This window comes from Pseudaeromonas pectinilytica (assembly GCF_054780855.1).
Window position 1 is genome coordinate 51,842 of sequence record NZ_BAAGVN010000359.1, and the last position, 15,921, is coordinate 67,762.

At 58.5% G+C, this 15,921-nt stretch carries 12 protein-coding genes; 6 read left to right on the forward strand and 6 right to left on the reverse strand.

Features of this window, described 5'->3' with window-relative positions; genetic code table 11:
- Positions 1 to 77: 77 nt before the first annotated feature.
- From ACYVG7_RS19770 to galE, 6 genes are all read right to left on the reverse strand, one after another.
- The gene (locus ACYVG7_RS19770) at positions 78 to 1,784 is read right to left on the reverse strand and encodes an ABC transporter ATP-binding protein/permease (RefSeq protein ID WP_460884816.1); all 1,707 of its coding nucleotides are present in this window, start codon (positions 1,782 to 1,784) and stop codon (positions 78 to 80) included.
- Positions 1,785 to 1,999: 215 nt separating this feature from the next.
- Positions 2,000 to 2,998 (reverse strand): aldo/keto reductase, encoded by a 999-nt coding sequence (locus tag ACYVG7_RS19775; RefSeq protein WP_460884817.1) that lies wholly within the window; start codon positions 2,996 to 2,998, stop codon positions 2,000 to 2,002.
- Between the two features lie 71 nt (positions 2,999 to 3,069).
- Entirely contained in the window at positions 3,070 to 4,107 is a 1,038-nt protein-coding gene (gene galM / locus ACYVG7_RS19780; RefSeq protein WP_460884818.1) for a galactose-1-epimerase, read from the reverse strand.
- A gap of 7 nt (positions 4,108 to 4,114) precedes the next feature.
- Positions 4,115 to 5,272, reverse strand: coding sequence for a galactokinase (galK, locus tag ACYVG7_RS19785; RefSeq protein WP_460884819.1), 1,158 nt, complete (start codon positions 5,270 to 5,272; stop codon positions 4,115 to 4,117).
- Between the two features lie 7 nt (positions 5,273 to 5,279).
- Positions 5,280 to 6,320, reverse strand: a complete 1,041-nt coding sequence (gene galT / locus ACYVG7_RS19790; protein WP_460884820.1) for a galactose-1-phosphate uridylyltransferase — start codon at positions 6,318 to 6,320, stop codon at positions 5,280 to 5,282.
- Positions 6,321 to 6,365: 45 nt separating this feature from the next.
- A complete protein-coding gene (gene galE / locus ACYVG7_RS19795) occupies positions 6,366 to 7,388 on the reverse strand; it encodes a UDP-glucose 4-epimerase GalE (protein WP_460884821.1) in 1,023 nt (340 codons plus the stop codon).
- 328 nt (positions 7,389 to 7,716) lie between these two features.
- On the opposite strand from galE, the gene galR reads away from it, so the two are divergent.
- From galR to ACYVG7_RS19825, 6 genes are all read left to right on the forward strand, one after another.
- On the forward strand, positions 7,717 to 8,730 hold the full coding sequence (gene galR, locus ACYVG7_RS19800; RefSeq protein WP_460884822.1) for an HTH-type transcriptional regulator GalR: 1,014 nt from the start codon (positions 7,717 to 7,719) through the stop codon (positions 8,728 to 8,730).
- A gap of 831 nt (positions 8,731 to 9,561) precedes the next feature.
- Positions 9,562 to 10,800: a maltoporin gene (locus tag ACYVG7_RS19805; protein ID WP_460884823.1), complete on the forward strand. Its 1,239-nt coding sequence runs from the start codon at positions 9,562 to 9,564 to the stop codon at positions 10,798 to 10,800.
- Positions 10,801 to 10,890: 90 nt separating this feature from the next.
- Positions 10,891 to 11,994, forward strand: a complete 1,104-nt coding sequence (locus ACYVG7_RS19810) for a glycoside hydrolase family 53 protein (protein ID WP_460884824.1) — start codon at positions 10,891 to 10,893, stop codon at positions 11,992 to 11,994.
- A 64-nt stretch (positions 11,995 to 12,058) separates the two neighbouring features.
- On the forward strand, positions 12,059 to 13,180 hold the full coding sequence (locus tag ACYVG7_RS19815; RefSeq protein ID WP_460884825.1) for a glycoside hydrolase family 53 protein: 1,122 nt from the start codon (positions 12,059 to 12,061) through the stop codon (positions 13,178 to 13,180).
- Positions 13,177 to 14,208 carry a glycoside hydrolase family 53 protein gene (locus tag ACYVG7_RS19820; RefSeq protein ID WP_460884826.1) on the forward strand — a complete coding sequence of 344 codons (1,032 nt, stop codon included), beginning with the start codon at positions 13,177 to 13,179 and terminating at the stop codon, positions 14,206 to 14,208. Before ACYVG7_RS19815 ends, ACYVG7_RS19820 begins: the two co-directional genes overlap by 4 nt.
- An 812-nt stretch (positions 14,209 to 15,020) precedes the next feature.
- A complete protein-coding gene (locus tag ACYVG7_RS19825) occupies positions 15,021 to 15,548 on the forward strand; it encodes a GNAT family N-acetyltransferase (protein ID WP_460884827.1) in 528 nt (175 codons plus the stop codon).
- Positions 15,549 to 15,921 lie beyond the last annotated feature (373 nt).

Consider the following 15,921-nt stretch of genomic DNA (forward strand, 5'->3'; position numbering starts at 1 on the left):
CTGGGTCAACCAATAAGGAAGCTGACTCAGCGTCAGCTTCCACGGGTTATGACAGGCCTGCCATCCTAGTGAACGTCTCAGGCCAATTGCCAGTGACCGCCCTCTTGCCAGCGGAGCAGACGGCTATGGAACGGCTGCAAGGTGCTGCGATGGCCGACACTCACCAGAATGGTCTGGGGCAGTTGGGCCTTGAGCAGGGCATAGAGAGTTGCTTCGCTGCTTTCATCCAGTGCCGAGCTGGCCTCATCCATAAACAGCAGGGCCGGTTTGACCAGCAAGGCGCGGGCAAAGGCGATGCGCTGCTGCTCACCGACACTCAGGATATGGGACCACAGCGCCTCGTCATCCAGCCGCGCCGCCATGTTGGCGAGGCCCACCTGCTCCAGCAGCGGCAGCAGTACCTCGTTACTTTGCGGTGCAAGCGGGTAACACAGGGCTTCCCGCAGGGTACCCAGCGGCAGGTAGGGGCGTTGACTCAAAAACAGCACGGTACCTTGTGCCGGGTAATCGACGCTGCCTTGAGCAAAGGGCCACAAGCCCGCCAGGGTGCGCAGCAGGGTGGACTTGCCACAGCCGGATGGGCCTTGGATCAGCAGGGACTCCCCCGGGTTCAGCTGCCAGTTAGCGGCCTGCATCAGGGCGCCGTTCAGCGGGTGGTTGACGGCCAGATCATGCAGTCGCAGCTGCTCACCCACACGTTCGGGCTGGATACTCGGCAAACTCTGGGTATGAGCCAGTCCTTGCTGGAAGCTGGATAGACGATCCACCACCGCCTTCCACTCCGCCAATCCAACGAAGTTATTGATCAGCGTGGACAGTGAATCTTGCACGCGGCCAAACGCGGATGAAATCTGGATCAGCCCACCGAGTTGGATCACTTTAGCAAAGTAGCTGGGGGCACCGACAATAAAGGGGAAGATGACGGCTGCCTGGTTGTAACCAAAGGTGAAAAAGCCCAATTTTTTTTGTCGGCGCATCAGTTGGAAGTAGTTGCCAACCACATGACTGAAGCGGCCACCCAGCAGTTTGCCTTCTTCTTCCTCACCTTTGTACAGGGCTATGGACTCGGCATTTTCCCGCAACCGAATGAGGGAGAAACGGAAATCGGCCTCATACATTTGTTGATTGAAGTTCAGCTTCACCAGCGGACGACCAATCACGAAGGTTAAAAAGGTACCCATGATGGCGTATGCCAGCGTCATCCAGACCATATAGCCTTGCGGAAGATGAATAGCATGGCCGAGTAGTTGAAAATCCAGCGGCGTGGAGAGCGTCCACAACACGGTGACGAAGGTGACCAGCATGGCTAAATCGGTCAGTATGCCCAGGGACAATCCCAGAGTATTGGCAACGAACAGACTGATATCCTCGGCGATCCGTTGATCCGGGTTATCGGTCTTGGTATCCGTGAGTTGCAAGCGATAGTAGTTGGCTTTGTCCAGCCAGGTTTCCATGATGTGGTCGGTCAGCCAGCGTCGCCAATTGATGCTGAGCATTTGCCGAAAGTAGGAGAGGTACACCGAGACCACCACGTGCAGGGTCGCCAGACCACAAAACAGCAGCAAGGATTTTTGGAATCCGGGCAGATCGTAGTTCTGCATCGAGTTATAGAAGTCGTTGTACCAACTGTTAAATGCTTTGGCGAGATAGACGCTGCCACCCGTCAGAACCAGGATGAGCAACAACAGAACCCAGCCTTTACGCCCCTCTTTCGACACCCAATAGGGCTTGAGTAGACGCCAGAAATTGGGCCACAGGTGTTTGACCGGTGGATTTGCACTCATAAACCAACACTCCCTATAAAAACCAGTCATCGCAACAGGATGGCACTCGTCGGCCACTGCGGCTGATTGTGACCGAGCCGGTGGCGACAAATCAATGAATGGACGATAAACCGCTCGTGATTCAGCGATTTATGGGGGCTGAGCCCTGATTGCGTGAGTGAGGGATGGCAAGCCGGAACCGCAAGCGCGGCTCCGGCCGGATGTTCGAGCGGGCGTCAGGCGCTCAGCAGTTGTTCGATACGCGCCAGGGTGTCGGCATCCAGTGCGGGCCCTTGCACGGCGGCGACTGCATCATCAATCTGGCTGATTCGGCTGGCACCAATCAGTGCCGAGGTGACGGCGGGATCCCGCAGGACCCACTGCAAGGCCATCTGCGACAGCTTCTGACCGCGTTGCTGAGCAATCGTATTGAGCTGTTGCAGCAAGGCTAGACGCTCGGGGGTAATCTGCTCCGGTTTCAGGAAGGGACTGGCGCTGGCAGCCCGTGAATCGGCCGGTATGCCATTGAGATAGCGGTCGCTGAGCAGGCCGCCCGCCAATGGCGAGAAGGCGATACAGCCCATGCCGGCTGCGCTGCAGGCCGGTAAGGTCTGTGGCTCTATGCTGCGTTCGAGCATGGAGTACTTCAGCTGGTTGATGAGGCACGGGGTGCCCAGATCGCGCAGCAAGGCGGCGGCACGACTGGCGAGCTCGGCCGGATAGTTGGAGAGGCCGACATACAGCGCCTTGCCCTGGCGTACCATCAGCGCCAGGGCCGCCATGGTCTCTTCCAGCGGCGTATTGGGGTCAGGTCTGTGGTGATAGAAGATATCGAAGTAGTCGAGCCTGGTGCGCTTGAGGCTCTGATGCAGGCTGGCAAACAGATACTTGCTGGAGCCGCCATCGCCATAGGGACCATCCCACATCACGTAACCCGCCTTGCTGGAGATGATGAGCTCATCCCGATAGGGCAGGAAATCCTGCAGCAGCAGGGTGCCGAACATGGACTCGGCACTGCCGGGCGGCGGGCCGTAGTTATTGGCCAGATCGAAATGGGTAATGCCCTGATCGAAGGCGCGCCGCAGCAGCGCGCGACAGGACTCCTCGCTGTTGACGCCGCCAAAGTTGTGCCACAGACCCAGGGCGATGGCGGGCAGATGCAAGCCATGCTGGCCACTGCGACGATAGGGTTGTTGCTGGTAACGCTGATCACAAGCTTGGTAGGGGGAGGTCATGGCAACTCCTGAGCGGGAACAAGCATTAAAAGAAACAGGGCCGGAATCGGCCCTGTGAGCGTGACAGCACCTCAGCTGAATTGATAGCGGATATGGTGCTCAAACGGCTGACCCGGTTCCAGCCAGCAACCGGGTTGCGGCCACTCCGGATGATGGGGGCTATCCGGCAGGAACTGGGGCTCCAGTGCCACACCGGCGTAGTCGCTATATTCGCCTCCATCCCGGCTGGGAGTTCCCGCCAGATAGTTACCCGTATAGAGCTGTAATCCGGGCAAGCTGGTCGCAAGCTGCAGGCTGAGCTGACCATCGGCGGATATCAGCTCGGCGGCGGCCTGATTGCCATTGCTCGGTGTTCTATCCAGCAGATAGCTATGGTCGTAGCCCTTGGCCCCTTGCTGCTGCTCATCCGCCAGAAAATCAGCGTCTAGCCGCTTGGGCTGATTGAAATTGAACGAGGTGCCATCGACCAGCGCCAGAGGGCCGAGCGGGATGCCGTTGCCATCGGTGGGCACCATAAAGCCAGCCCGCAGACGCAGTGTGTGCTGACGGACATCGCTCTTGGTGCCATCCAGATTGAAGTAGGCATGGTTGGTCAGATTGACCGGCGTCAGGGTGTCGGTATGGGCCCGCATCTGGAGGGTGACGCTGTTGTCCTCACCCAGACGATAGCTCACTTCCACCGTCAGCTCACCCGGAAAACCCTGATCCCCTGCGGCGGAGATCAAACCGAAGCGCACCTGTTGCGCTGATTGTTCCAGCACCTGCCAACGCAGCTTGTCGAATCCTCCCGGGCCGCCATGGAGCTGGTTGCCAGCCTGATTGGTGGCCAGTTGACGATCGCCACCCGGATAGGGCAGGTGTCCACGGGCAATCCGGTTGGCGTAGCGGCCGATCATGGCACCGAGATAGGCTTGCTGGTGGCGGTAATCTTCGGGTTGCGCGCAGCCGAGCAACACTTCCCGACGTTCACCCGAGGCGAGGGGAACCTGGCAGGAGAGCCAGGTTGCGCCCCAATCCATCAGGGTGATCTGCATACCATTGCCATTTTCCAGACGGATGAGCCGGGGCTCATCCGCATAGCTGCTTGCTGGGCAGGGTTGAGTGTTCATCGGGACCTCAAATGCTACCGGCACCAGCCGAAGGTTGGCAGATATAGATGGTCGGTTGCAGGCCAGTGGCTTGCGGATAGCGCTCTTCGATCACGGCGCAGACCGAGGCGGTCATGGCCGAAGGTACCAGGGCCACGATGCAACCGCCGAAGCCGCCACCGGTCATCCGCACACCACCCTGGGTGCCCAGCTGTTCCTTGATCAGGTTCACCAGGGTATCGATAGGCGGCACGGTAATGGCGAAATCATCGCGCATTGAGGCATGGGATTCGGCCATCAGCACCGCCATCCGGGTCAGATCACCGCGGGCCAGTACATCGGCCGCTTCCAGCGTGCGGGCATTTTCGGTGATGACATGACGGGCACGTTGGGCAACCACAGGATCCAGCTCATGAGCACGCTCTTCAAACTGGGCCAGGGTCAGATCCCGCAGCGCTTTGACGCCGAAGTGAGCCGCGGCTGCTTCGCACTGTTGGCGACGGGTGTTGTACTCGCTATCCACCAGACCGCGACGAACGTTGGAGTTGACGATCACCACATCCACACCGGCGGGCATGGCCACGGCGCGGGTTTCCAGGCTGCGGCAGTCGATGAGCAGGGCATGACCGGCTTGACCCAAGGCGGAGATAAATTGGTCCATGATGCCGCAGTTACAGCCGACAAACTGGTTCTCGGCTTGCTGGCCATTCAGGGCGATATCGGCCTGGCTGATCTCCAGATGGTTCAGAGCCTTGAAGGCTTGACCGACGGCGACTTCCAGGGAGGCGGAAGAGCTCAGACCGGCGCCTTGCGGCACGTTACCGGTGATCACCAGATCGGCGCCGCCCAGGGAAAAGCCACGCTCTTGCAGGTATTTGACCACACCGCGCACATAGTTGGCCCACAGGTACTCCGGATGCGGCTCGATAGGGCCGCTCAGGTCAAATTCGTCCTGCTGGTTCTGATAGTCGGCTGCTACCACACGCACCATAGAGCCCTGACGGGGGGATGCGCTGATCACGGTCTGGTAGTCGATGGCGCACGGCAGTACGAAACCATCGTTGTAGTCGGTGTGTTCACCGATCAGGTTTACCCGGCCCGGGGCCTGGATATCCAGGCTTGGCATATAGCCGAACACCTGCTGAAACACGGACTGGGTCATCTGCTGTAGGGACTGGATACTCATGGCAACCTCAAATTTGTTCACGGAAATGGATATCGCTGACGGCGCGCAGGCGCTCGGCGGCTTGTTCGGCGGTCAAATCGCGCTGGGTCTCGGCCAGCATCTCGTAACCGACCATGAACTTGCGCACACTGGCAGAGCGCAACAGGGGCGGATAGAAGTGGGCATGCAACTGCCAGTGCGGGTTCTCTTCGCCATTGAAGGGGGCGCCATGCCAGCCCATCGAATAGGGGAAGGAGCACTGGAACAGGTTGTCATAGCGGCTGGTCAGCTTCTTCATCGCCAACGCCAGATCGATGCGCTGGGCTTCGGTCAGTTCGGGTAACTGCTTGACGGCAAATTTTGGCAACAGCAGGGTTTCGAACGGCCATGCCGCCCAGTAGGGGACTACGGCCAACCAGAATTCGGTTTCCACCACGGTGCGGCTGCCATCGGCCATCTCACGCTGCACGTAATCCAGCAGCAGCGGGGAGCCCTGTTCGGCAAAGTAGGCGCGCTGGGTGCGATCCTCCGCGGCGGCTTCGTTGGGCAGGAAGCTGTTGGCCCAGATCTGGCCGTGGGGATGGGGATTGGAGCAACCCATCATGCTGCCCTTGTTCTCGAATACCTGGATCCAGGGATACTCCTGGCCCAGCTCGCTGGTCTGTTCACACCAGGTATCGACCACGGCGGTCAGTGCCGGGATCGACAGTTCGGGCAAGGTCTTGCTGTGATCCGGGGAGAAGCAGATCACTCGGCTGGTGCCACGGGCACTTTGCAGCGTGAACAGCGGATCCGGATTCTGCGGCGCTTCCGGGGTATCGACCATCAGGGCGGCAAAATCATTGGTGAAGACAAAGGTACCCGGATAGTCGTGGTTTACATCACCGGTGACCCGGGTATTACCGGCACACAGGAAACAGGTCGGATCATGGGGCTGACGCACGGTACGATCCGGCTCGTCCTGCTGTCCCTGCCAGGGGCGCTTGGCACGATGCGGTGAAACCAGAACCCACTCGCCTTTGAGCGGGTTATAACGACGATGCGGGTGATCGGTTGGTTCGAACAACATACAACTTTCCTTTTACTGAACTTGAACTGGGCGAACTTAGGGTTATCAGGCGTCGGGATAACCATTCGGATTCTGGGACTGCCAGCGCCAGGTATCGGCGGTCATATCATCCAGGGTGCGGCTGGCTTGCCAGCCCAGCTCCTGACGGGCTTTGGCGGGATCGGCCCAGCACTGGGCGATATCGCCCGCGCGGCGCGGGGCTATGATGTAGGGCAGGTCGCGGCCACAGGCACGAGAAAACGCGGCCACCATCTCCAGCACGCTGTAACCGACACCGGTCCCCAGATTGAAGATATGCACACCGGGCTTATCCTGCTGGGTTTTGAGGGCCGCAACGTGACCATCTGCTAAGTCCATGACATGGATGTAATCGCGTACACCGGTGCCATCCGGCGTCGAGTAGTCGCCACCGAACACCGAGAGTTGCTCGCGGCGACCCACGGCCACCTGGGCGATGAAGGGCATCAGGTTGTTGGGGATCCCTTGCGGGTCTTCACCCATGGTGCCACTCGGATGGGCGCCAACCGGGTTGAAGTAGCGCAGCAGGGTCAGCGACCAGTCGGGCGCGGCACGGGCAAAATCCTTGACCATCAATTCGACCATCAGCTTGCTCTGGCCATAGGGATTGGTGGCCTGCAGAGTTGGTGAATCCTCGGTGATCGGCACCTGTTGCGGATCGCCATACACGGTGGCGGAGGAGCTGAAGATGAAATTCTTGACGTTGGCCCGACGCATGGCCTGCAGCAGGACGAGCGTGCCGCTGACGTTGTTTTCGTAATATTCGAGAGGCTTTTGCATCGACTCTCCCACCGCCTTGAGCCCGGCGAAGTGGATGACCGCATCGATGGACTGCTCGGCGAAGATGCGATCCAGCAGGGCGGCGTCGCGAATGTCGCCCTGATACAGGGTGGGTTGCTGGCCACTGAGTTGTTCGATGCGCGCCATGACGCTGGGTTTGCTGTTGCAGAAGTTGTCGAGCAATACCGGAGTAATACCCGCGGCAATCAACTGTAGACAGGTGTGGCTACCGATGTAACCGGTGCCTCCGGTGACTAATACTCGTAACATGAATGACTCCTCACGGGTCTCGACAGGCCTAGAAATGACGCGTCGCTGTGCTTGTGTAATCGATTACCCTAAATTTAAGCGCGAGTTGGGCTTTTTGGAAGTTCTTTTCCACGAAATTGCGTGACTGGGATCAAATAATGTATGGCTTGTCGGTTTTGTGAACGTTGGTCTGTGTAACTTTAGTGTAAGTACGTAAATTTTGTGAGTTGATGCGCAGCCGCATGGGCTAATTTATATAAAAATGCAGTGTAATCAGTTAGAAACGCCGGTAAGATTCGATACTTATTCGAACACTTATAATTTTGAGCACTCTGCGGGTAATAAAACGATGGCAACAATCAAGGACGTGGCACGGTTATCTGGTGTGTCAGTCGCAACGGTTTCTCGCGTCATTAATGATTCACCGAAAGCCAGTCAGGCATCCCGTGATGCCGTCTTCAAAGCCATGGCCGAGCTCAAATATCACCCCAATGCCAATGCCCGGGCCCTGGCCCACCAGAGTGCAGAAACTCTGGGGCTGGTGGTGGCCGATGTGTCGGACCCGTTTTTCGGCACCATGGTCAAAGCCGTCGAGCAAGTGGCTCAGGCCACGGGTAACTTCCTGCTGATCGGCAACGGCTATCACGATGCCAAGCAGGAGAAAAAAGCCATCGAGCAGCTGATCCGCCATCGTTGTGCGGGTCTGGTGGTGCACGCCAAGATGTTGCCAGATGAAGATCTCTCCCTACTGATGAGTCATATTCCCGGCATGGTGCTGATCAACCGCACCCTGCCCGGCTACGAATCCCGCTGTGTGGCGCTGGATGACCACCACGGCTCCTGGTTGGCGACTCGCCATCTGATCCAGGAAGGCCATCAGAAAATTGGCTTCTTATGCTCCAACCACGACATCTCGGATTCCCACGACCGACTCCAAGGCTATCTGGATGCCCTGCAAGAGCACGGCATCGCCGTGGACGAACGGCTGATCTCCCGTGGCTCACCCAATGAAGAGGGTGGCGAAGAGGCGATGACCGAATTGTTGGGCCGCGGCCGCCGCACCATGACGGCTGTGGTCTGCTACAACGACTCCATGGCCGCCGGGGCTCTGTCGGTATTGAGCGACAATGGCATCGAAGTCCCCCAGGACATGTCCCTGGTCGGCTTTGACGATGTGCTGATCGCCCGTTACCTGCGGCCGCGACTGACCACGGTCCGTTATCCGGTGGCCGCCATGGCCACACAGGCGGCGGAACTGGCGGTGGCCTTGTCCCAAGGCGCGGAGTTGCCGGAAACCACCAATATGTTCAGCCCGACCCTGGTGCGTCGTCACTCGGTCAGTAATCTCTCCCCGCGCGGCTAAACCCGCGCTCCGCGCTACTATCCAATCCAGCAGGGCTTAGCGCCCTGCTTTTTTATGGCGCTGTCCCAATTATGCGTTGCTCGAATCAAAACCCGGTATCAGGCTGGCGTTCAGGAGTCCGGACGAACACAGACACGCCGTAAAAACATCCATGTTGGCTCGGTGGCGGCGTCCGTGCCGCCAACGGTCTGCTTTTCGTCCAGACTCCATCCCTCTTTATTCCCAACAGGTAACTGGGACAGAGCCTTTTTTATTGCCTGACAATTTCTTTTGGGTCTGGCGATGGCCTGCTTTGCGAGTGTCTCGCTGACACTTGTTGAATACAGCAGCGGTGGTTACCACTACTGGGCTGGCGGCTGATAGTCCGGCTGTTAATCCTCGACACAAGCCTCGATTTTTTACCCGTGCGGCGGAGCGTCAATCCGCATACTGCCTCACCGCGGGCGGGATCCTGTTGCGGGTTCACCCCCCCTGATAGGCGCTAGCTGAGTGAAAAGAAAGCGTAAAGGCTCGGTAAAAACATGACCCCGAGGTGGCTGAGCCCGGCATATGAGCTTCCTGGATCACAAAAGATCGCAAGTTGTGTAATCGATCACACTGGCTTGCAGTTGGTTTATATCCTTACTATTCAATAGATTATGATATTTGAATGTTGAATGTCATTTTATGAAACCCTTTGCGCGGTGTAACGATCTCTTTTTGTGAGTTGCGTCATGACATAGCGCGACGCAATCTTCTTATAATTCCTCGGCGCCAGTGAAAGCGTTTACCTAGGTGCTTCTGGCTCATACACCCTCAAAGATAAGTGGATGAAATAAAGGAATGACAATTATGAAAGCAAAATTGCTGGCCTCCTCCGTTGCAATTGCTCTAGCTCTGACTGCAACCTCCGCCTCGGCGGTTAATTTCACCGGTTACTTCCGCTCTGGCGTGGGCGTATCTCAAGATGGCTCCACCCAAAGCTGGATGATCCCTTATGTCGGTCGTCTGGGTAATGAAGCCGATACCTATACCGAAATCGGTCTGGGTCAGGAGCTGTACAACAAGGGTGGCAAGACCTTCTACGTGGATAGCATGCTGAGCATGAATTCCGACGGCTCCAACGATTGGGAAGCCACTGGCGATGCCAACGATGCCACCTTCGCTCTGCGTCAGTTCAACATCCAGGCCAAGGGCCTGATCGAAGCCTCTCCAGAAGCTGTGGTGTGGGCTGGTAAGCGTTACTACCAACGTCACGACCTGCACATCATCGACAGCAAGTACTGGAACGTCTCTGGTGCCGGTGCCGGTGTGGAAAACATCAAGGCCGGTGACGGTGCTTTCGCGGTAGCCTGGATCCGCAACGATGCTGACAAGCTGAACGTCAACTACGCGGACTTGCGTTATGCCGGTCTGAAGCCATGGGAAGGTGCCTGGGCTGAAGTAGGTATCGACTACGCGATCGGCAACGCCACCGATGCTCAGGACGAAGCTGCTACTTACGAAGATTTCAAAAACAGCGTGATGCTGACGGCCGAGCTGAGCCAGTATTTTGCTTCCAGCGGTATCAACGAGAAGTTCGTACTGCAATATGCCGACAAGGGCCTAGCCCACAACATGATCGACCAGGGCGGTGGTTGGTATGACGTGTGGAGTGGCGACAACTCCGACGCCAAGGGCTATCGCTTCATCAACAACGGTGACATGCCGCTGGGTGACAAATTCTACGTCAACTATGTGTTCACCTACGGTAAGGCCGAGAAGCATGCCGATTGGACTGATAACACCGAGTTGATCTCTCTGGTCGGTCGCGCCCACTATCAGTGGACCGAGATCATGAAGACTGTGGTCGAAGCCGGTACCTTCACCAAGGAAACCGAGTATACCTCTGGCACCAGCTATAAGGATGCAGGTCAGAAGTACACCATCGCGCAAGCTTGGTCAGCTGGCAAAGGCTTCTGGGCTCGTCCTGAGCTGCGTGTCTATGCCTCCTACCTCAAGGATGGTGGCGATGGCGAGAACCTGACTTTCAATGGTTCTACCGATGACAACACCATGAACTTCGGCGTGCAAGCCGAAGCCTGGTGGTAAGCCAACCTGTTACCCAGGTGACAAAGAAGGGGGCGAAAGCTCCCTTTTTCTTATGCCATTCACATCGGACTGCACCCTGAGGAGGCCTGTATGTGGAAGCCAATGATGGCGCTGCTGTTGCTCGTGGCTGGGGGGTATAGCCTGCCATCCTGGGCGTTGATTCGGGGCGCGGATGTCTCGGCCCTGCCGCAGTTGGAGGCGGCTGGTGCTCGCTATCGCGATGAGCAGGGACAGGCGGATCTGCTGGTCATCTTGCAGCGCAATGGATTCAATGCCATCCGGCTACGGGTCTGGAATCAGCCGGGACAGGATCCCCGCTTTCCGGCCAACCAGAGCGGACCCGAGGGCTACAGCAGCCCGGCTCAGGTGGTGGCGATGGCCAAACGGGCCCAGGCTCTGGGGCTGGACGTCATGATCGACTTCCACTACAGCGACTGGTGGGCCGATCCGGCCAAACAATATGTTCCGGTCGCCTGGGAAACCATGACGGTGCCGCAGATGACCCGGGCGCTGGCGGATTTCACCCGGCAGACCATGCTGCAACTTAAACAGGCGGGTGTGACCCCCAAGTGGGTGCAACTGGGCAACGAGATCACCAATGGCATGCTCTGGCCGCTCGGCCGGGTGCCGGAATGGGATAATCTGGCCGGCTTTCTCAAGGCCGGTGGAACTGCGGTCAAATCCGTGTTTCCCGATACGCAACTGCTCCTGCATCTGGATTGTGGCGGTGATAACACCAGTTCCCGCCGCTGGTTCGATGCCATCACGGAGCGTCAGGTGCCCTTCGATATCATTGGACTCTCCTTCTATCCGGTCTGGCATGGCTCCTTGAGCCAGATGGCCAGCAACCTGCAGGATCTGCACCAACGCTATAACAAACCTGTGATGGTGGTGGAGGCGGCCTACCCCTGGACCACCCAGAACGGCGATCACGACAAGAACATCTACACCAACACGGGGGCGGAATCCGATCCCATGACCCCGCAAGGGCAGGCTGCCTTCTTGACGCGCTTGCGTCAGACGGTGACCCAGACGCGGGGTGGGCAGGGGATCTTCTACTGGGCGCCGGAGTGGATCCCGACACCTCGGGGGGGCCGTAACTCTGTCACCGGCTGGGACAACGTCACCCTGTTTGATTTCGAAGGCCGGGCCTTGCCGGGTCTGGCGGCCTTTGGCGGGGAAAGCGCGCCATGATCGCTGCCGTTGCCCTTGCCCACACTATTTCTATTTCCTGTGCTTATTGATGGAGACCTCACCCATGATGACCCGAGCGCTCGCTCTTGTGATGTTGCTGACTGCTGGAGTGCTGTCGGCGACCCAGGCCGCACCGATTGTCGGTGCCGATATTTCCCATTTGCCGCAACTCGAAGCGGCCGGGGCCAAATTCTATGACCATGACGTCACCGCGGCCGAGGATCTGCTGCAGATCCTCAAGCGCAATGGCGTCAACCGCATTCGTCTCAAGGTGTGGAACGAGCCCGGCAAGTATGCCGAGTTCCCCTCCGATCAGAGCGGGCCTGAGGGCTACAACAATCCGGCCCATGTGGTTGCCATGGCCAAGCGGGCCGAGGCGGCGGGCCTCAAGGTGATGATCGACTTCCACTACAGCGACTGGTGGGCGGATCCGGGCAAGCAGACTATGCCGGTGGCCTGGCGCAATCTGGATGCGGCGGCGGTGAGCGAGAAACTCTACGCCTTCACCCGGGATCTGATGCAGCAGCTCAAAGACGCCGGGGTGACGCCAGCCGAGGTGCAGGTGGGGAATGAAATCTCCAATGGCATGATGTGGCCGCTGGGGCGGGTTCCGGAATGGGATAATCTGGCGAGTTTTATCAAGGCCGGTGCCCGTGCCGTCAAGGAAGTATCACCGAGCTCGCGGGTGGTGCTGCACCTGGATGCCGGTGGCGACAATGCCCGCTGCCGTCGCTGGTTTGATGCCATGGTTGCACGCGGTGTGAGCTTTGATGTCATCGGTCTCTCCTTCTACCCGGTCTGGCATGGCTCGCTGGCGGATTTGAAACAGAATATGGACGACTTGAGCCAACGCTACGCCAAACCGCTGATCGTGGTCGAGACCGCTTACCCTTGGACCACTCAGAACGGCGACAGCCAGAAGAACATCTACACCAGCACTGGCTCTGAAACCTATCCGATGACCCGACAAGGCCAGCAACAGTTTTTGACCGCGCTGTGGCAAACCGTCAAGGCGGTGCCACAAGGCCGGGGCGAAGGGGTGATCTACTGGGAGCCGGATTTTATTCCGCAGGTGGGCGCTGGCTGGAAGGCCGGAGCCGGAGATGAGTGGGACAACGTGACGCTGTTTGACTTCCAGGGCCGCGCGCTGCCGGGGCTCAAGACTTTCGCGGAGGCGGCAAAATGAGTGAGTGGGTGCGTGGCGCCGATATCTCATCGCTGCCGGAGCTGGAGTATCACGGCGGCGTGCTGCGCCGTGACGGGAAGCCCGTGGATAGCCTGAGCCTGCTCAAAGCCGAAGGCCTCAATGCGGTGCGCATCAAGGTGTGGAACGATCCGGGACACCCGGATCATTTCCCCGCCAACCAGACCGGGCCGCTGCGCTTCAACGGCCCGGATCAGGTGGTGGCGCTGGCGCGGCGCGCGCAGGCGGCGGGCTTGCGCATCATGATCGATTTTCACTACAGCGACTGGTGGGCGGATCCGCAAAAGCAATTTATACCCCATGCCTGGCAAGGATTGGCCTTGCCGGAGCTGTGCGAGCGGCTGTACCAGTTCACGGTCGATATCCTGCAGCGGGTGCAGGCGGAAGGGGTTGAGGTGAGCTGGGTGCAGGTCGGCAACGAGGTAAGCCACGGCATGCTCTGGCCGTTGGGCTTCTTGCCCGGCAACTGGCCTGCGCTGGCGGCCCTGTTGAGCGCGGGCGTGGCGGCGGTGCGCGAGGCAGCCCCCGCTGCCCAGGTGGTGCTGCATCTGGATGCCGGCTGCGATCAGATCCTCTATCGCCACTGGTTCGATCAGGCGCAGGCGCTGGATGTGCAGTGGGATTGTATCGGTCTGTCGTTCTATCCCTGCTGGCATGGCTCCTTGCCCCATCTGGCGGAGAATCTGCAGCTGTTGGCCGAGCGTTACCACTGTCCGCTGCTGGTGGTCGAGACCGCCTATCCACGGCAGTTACACCGCCAGCGCAATGGCCAGTGGCTGCTGCAGCACACCGGCGCTGAACCCTATCCCGCCACGCCCGAAGGCCAGGCGGAATTTCTCCGGGCCTTAGCCACCGTACTGCGCGGCGTGCCCAAGGGGCAGGGGATCTTCTACTGGGAGCCGGCGCTGCTGCCATTGCCCGATGGTAGTCGCGGGGTGTGGCAGAATGCGACCTTGTTTGCCGATGATGGCGAGGTGCTGCCGTCCCTGACGGCATTAGGCCAGCTCTAGGAGGCCCGGCGACAGGGCCTTGGTTGCTGGGCCCCTGCATCCAGCAGCCCAGGACCCTGGCCCGGTCCGGCAGTAGCTGCCATGTGTTGGCGGATTTTTGAATGGGGATTCGCATTGGCCTGTTATTGGTCCGTTCCGCCCGCAGTCGGCTATTGCGAGTGGCCAACCTGCTGTTGGCGGAGGCGGGTTAAGGACCGAAGCCGCGGTCCTTAACAATCCTGCGGCTGGGTTTATGCCGACTGTCGGGAAGGCCCCGTGCTCCGGGGGTGCCTCCACCGGCCGGGAGCCACACGCCATCCCTGGCGTGACGCTCCCTCTTACGGTCATCCTGACCGCGCACCGCCTCCAGCCCTCCCTCCGCCCGGCCCGACAGACGGCTTCGGGTTTTGTGTCGCAGACATGAGCAAAAGCTAACTCCCTCTTCCCAATAGCAGACCTCGCACCACAGCGGCAGGGTAGCACCAAGCTGACCCTCCGCGCCAGGGATGGCGCGGTGGAGCCCCCATGGATGGGTTCACGGCGTGTCAGCGTGTGCTTCCTTGCCGATGAGGCGCTGCTTTTAGGCTCGTCACGAACTGCAGTTGGTTGACGGTGCTGGCTGTTGTTGACGTTATCTCGCTTCTCGCTGCTGTCTAGGCAGCAAAAACGCAATAGCCCCCACGTTTCCCTTACGAAGCTGTTTGCTCAGAAAAATGATTGCGTTAGCCTACGGACTCAAAAAGCGCAAGCGGCCTGCCGGGCTTGGCGGGGCGCCTGTGCGCAAGGGACACCCGTGTTGATGTTCATCACTGGCTTTGAAAAGGGAATGTAAGGTGAAGTTTGAAACCAACCGACTGGTTATCCGGCATCCGCGTATGGAGGATGCAGCCGATATCTTCAGAAATTATGCTCAGGATGACGAAGTCACCAAGTATTTGACCTGGCGGCCGCATAAAGAATTAAAAGAGACGCAACGTTGGATTCAATATTGTATTGAAAACGCGAACACCAAACATAGTTTGATGTTCGTCCTGCATGTAAAGGAAACGTCCGAAGCCATCGGCATGATTGATTTTCGCCTGGAAGGGTATAAAGCCCACTGTGGCTTTGTGTTGGCCAAAAAATATTGGAATCAAGGGTTGATGACCGAAGCCATGCAGCCGCTTATCGAATATTTTTATGAACATCCGAATATATATCGGCTTTGGGCGGCACACGATATCGAGAATGAAGCATCCGGCAAGGTGATGTTAAAGTTAGGTATGAGATGCGAAGGGGTGATGTCCGGAACACTGATGTATCCGAATATCTCCAATGAACCCAGAGACAGTACCTACTATTCCTTAGACTGCAGGCGGTAAGTTTGGGGGGGGGAATAAAAACCAGCGCGCGTTACTGCTGAATTTTAATGCTGGATGCCACTCCCAGCTGGCAGCAGGTTTTTATCGACGTATTCCCGTGTTTTGATATTGCTTGGTCCGGTTCCGCCCTTGGTCGGCTGGGGCGATATGCAAACCTGCCGCTTGGCGGGGGCGGGCCAAGGGGGAAAAGGCCTCCCCCTTGGCAATCCCGGGCCCTTGGCGTATGCCGACTGTCGGGAAGGGGCCTTGTTGATCAAATCCAAAGTCGGATACTCGCTCCCCAACCCGCCGGCGGGCTTAGTTGACGGCCTGCCGAATGGGCATACCAAGCCCTATGACCTTGTTCATGACTTTTACCCCAGCCAGGATCTCA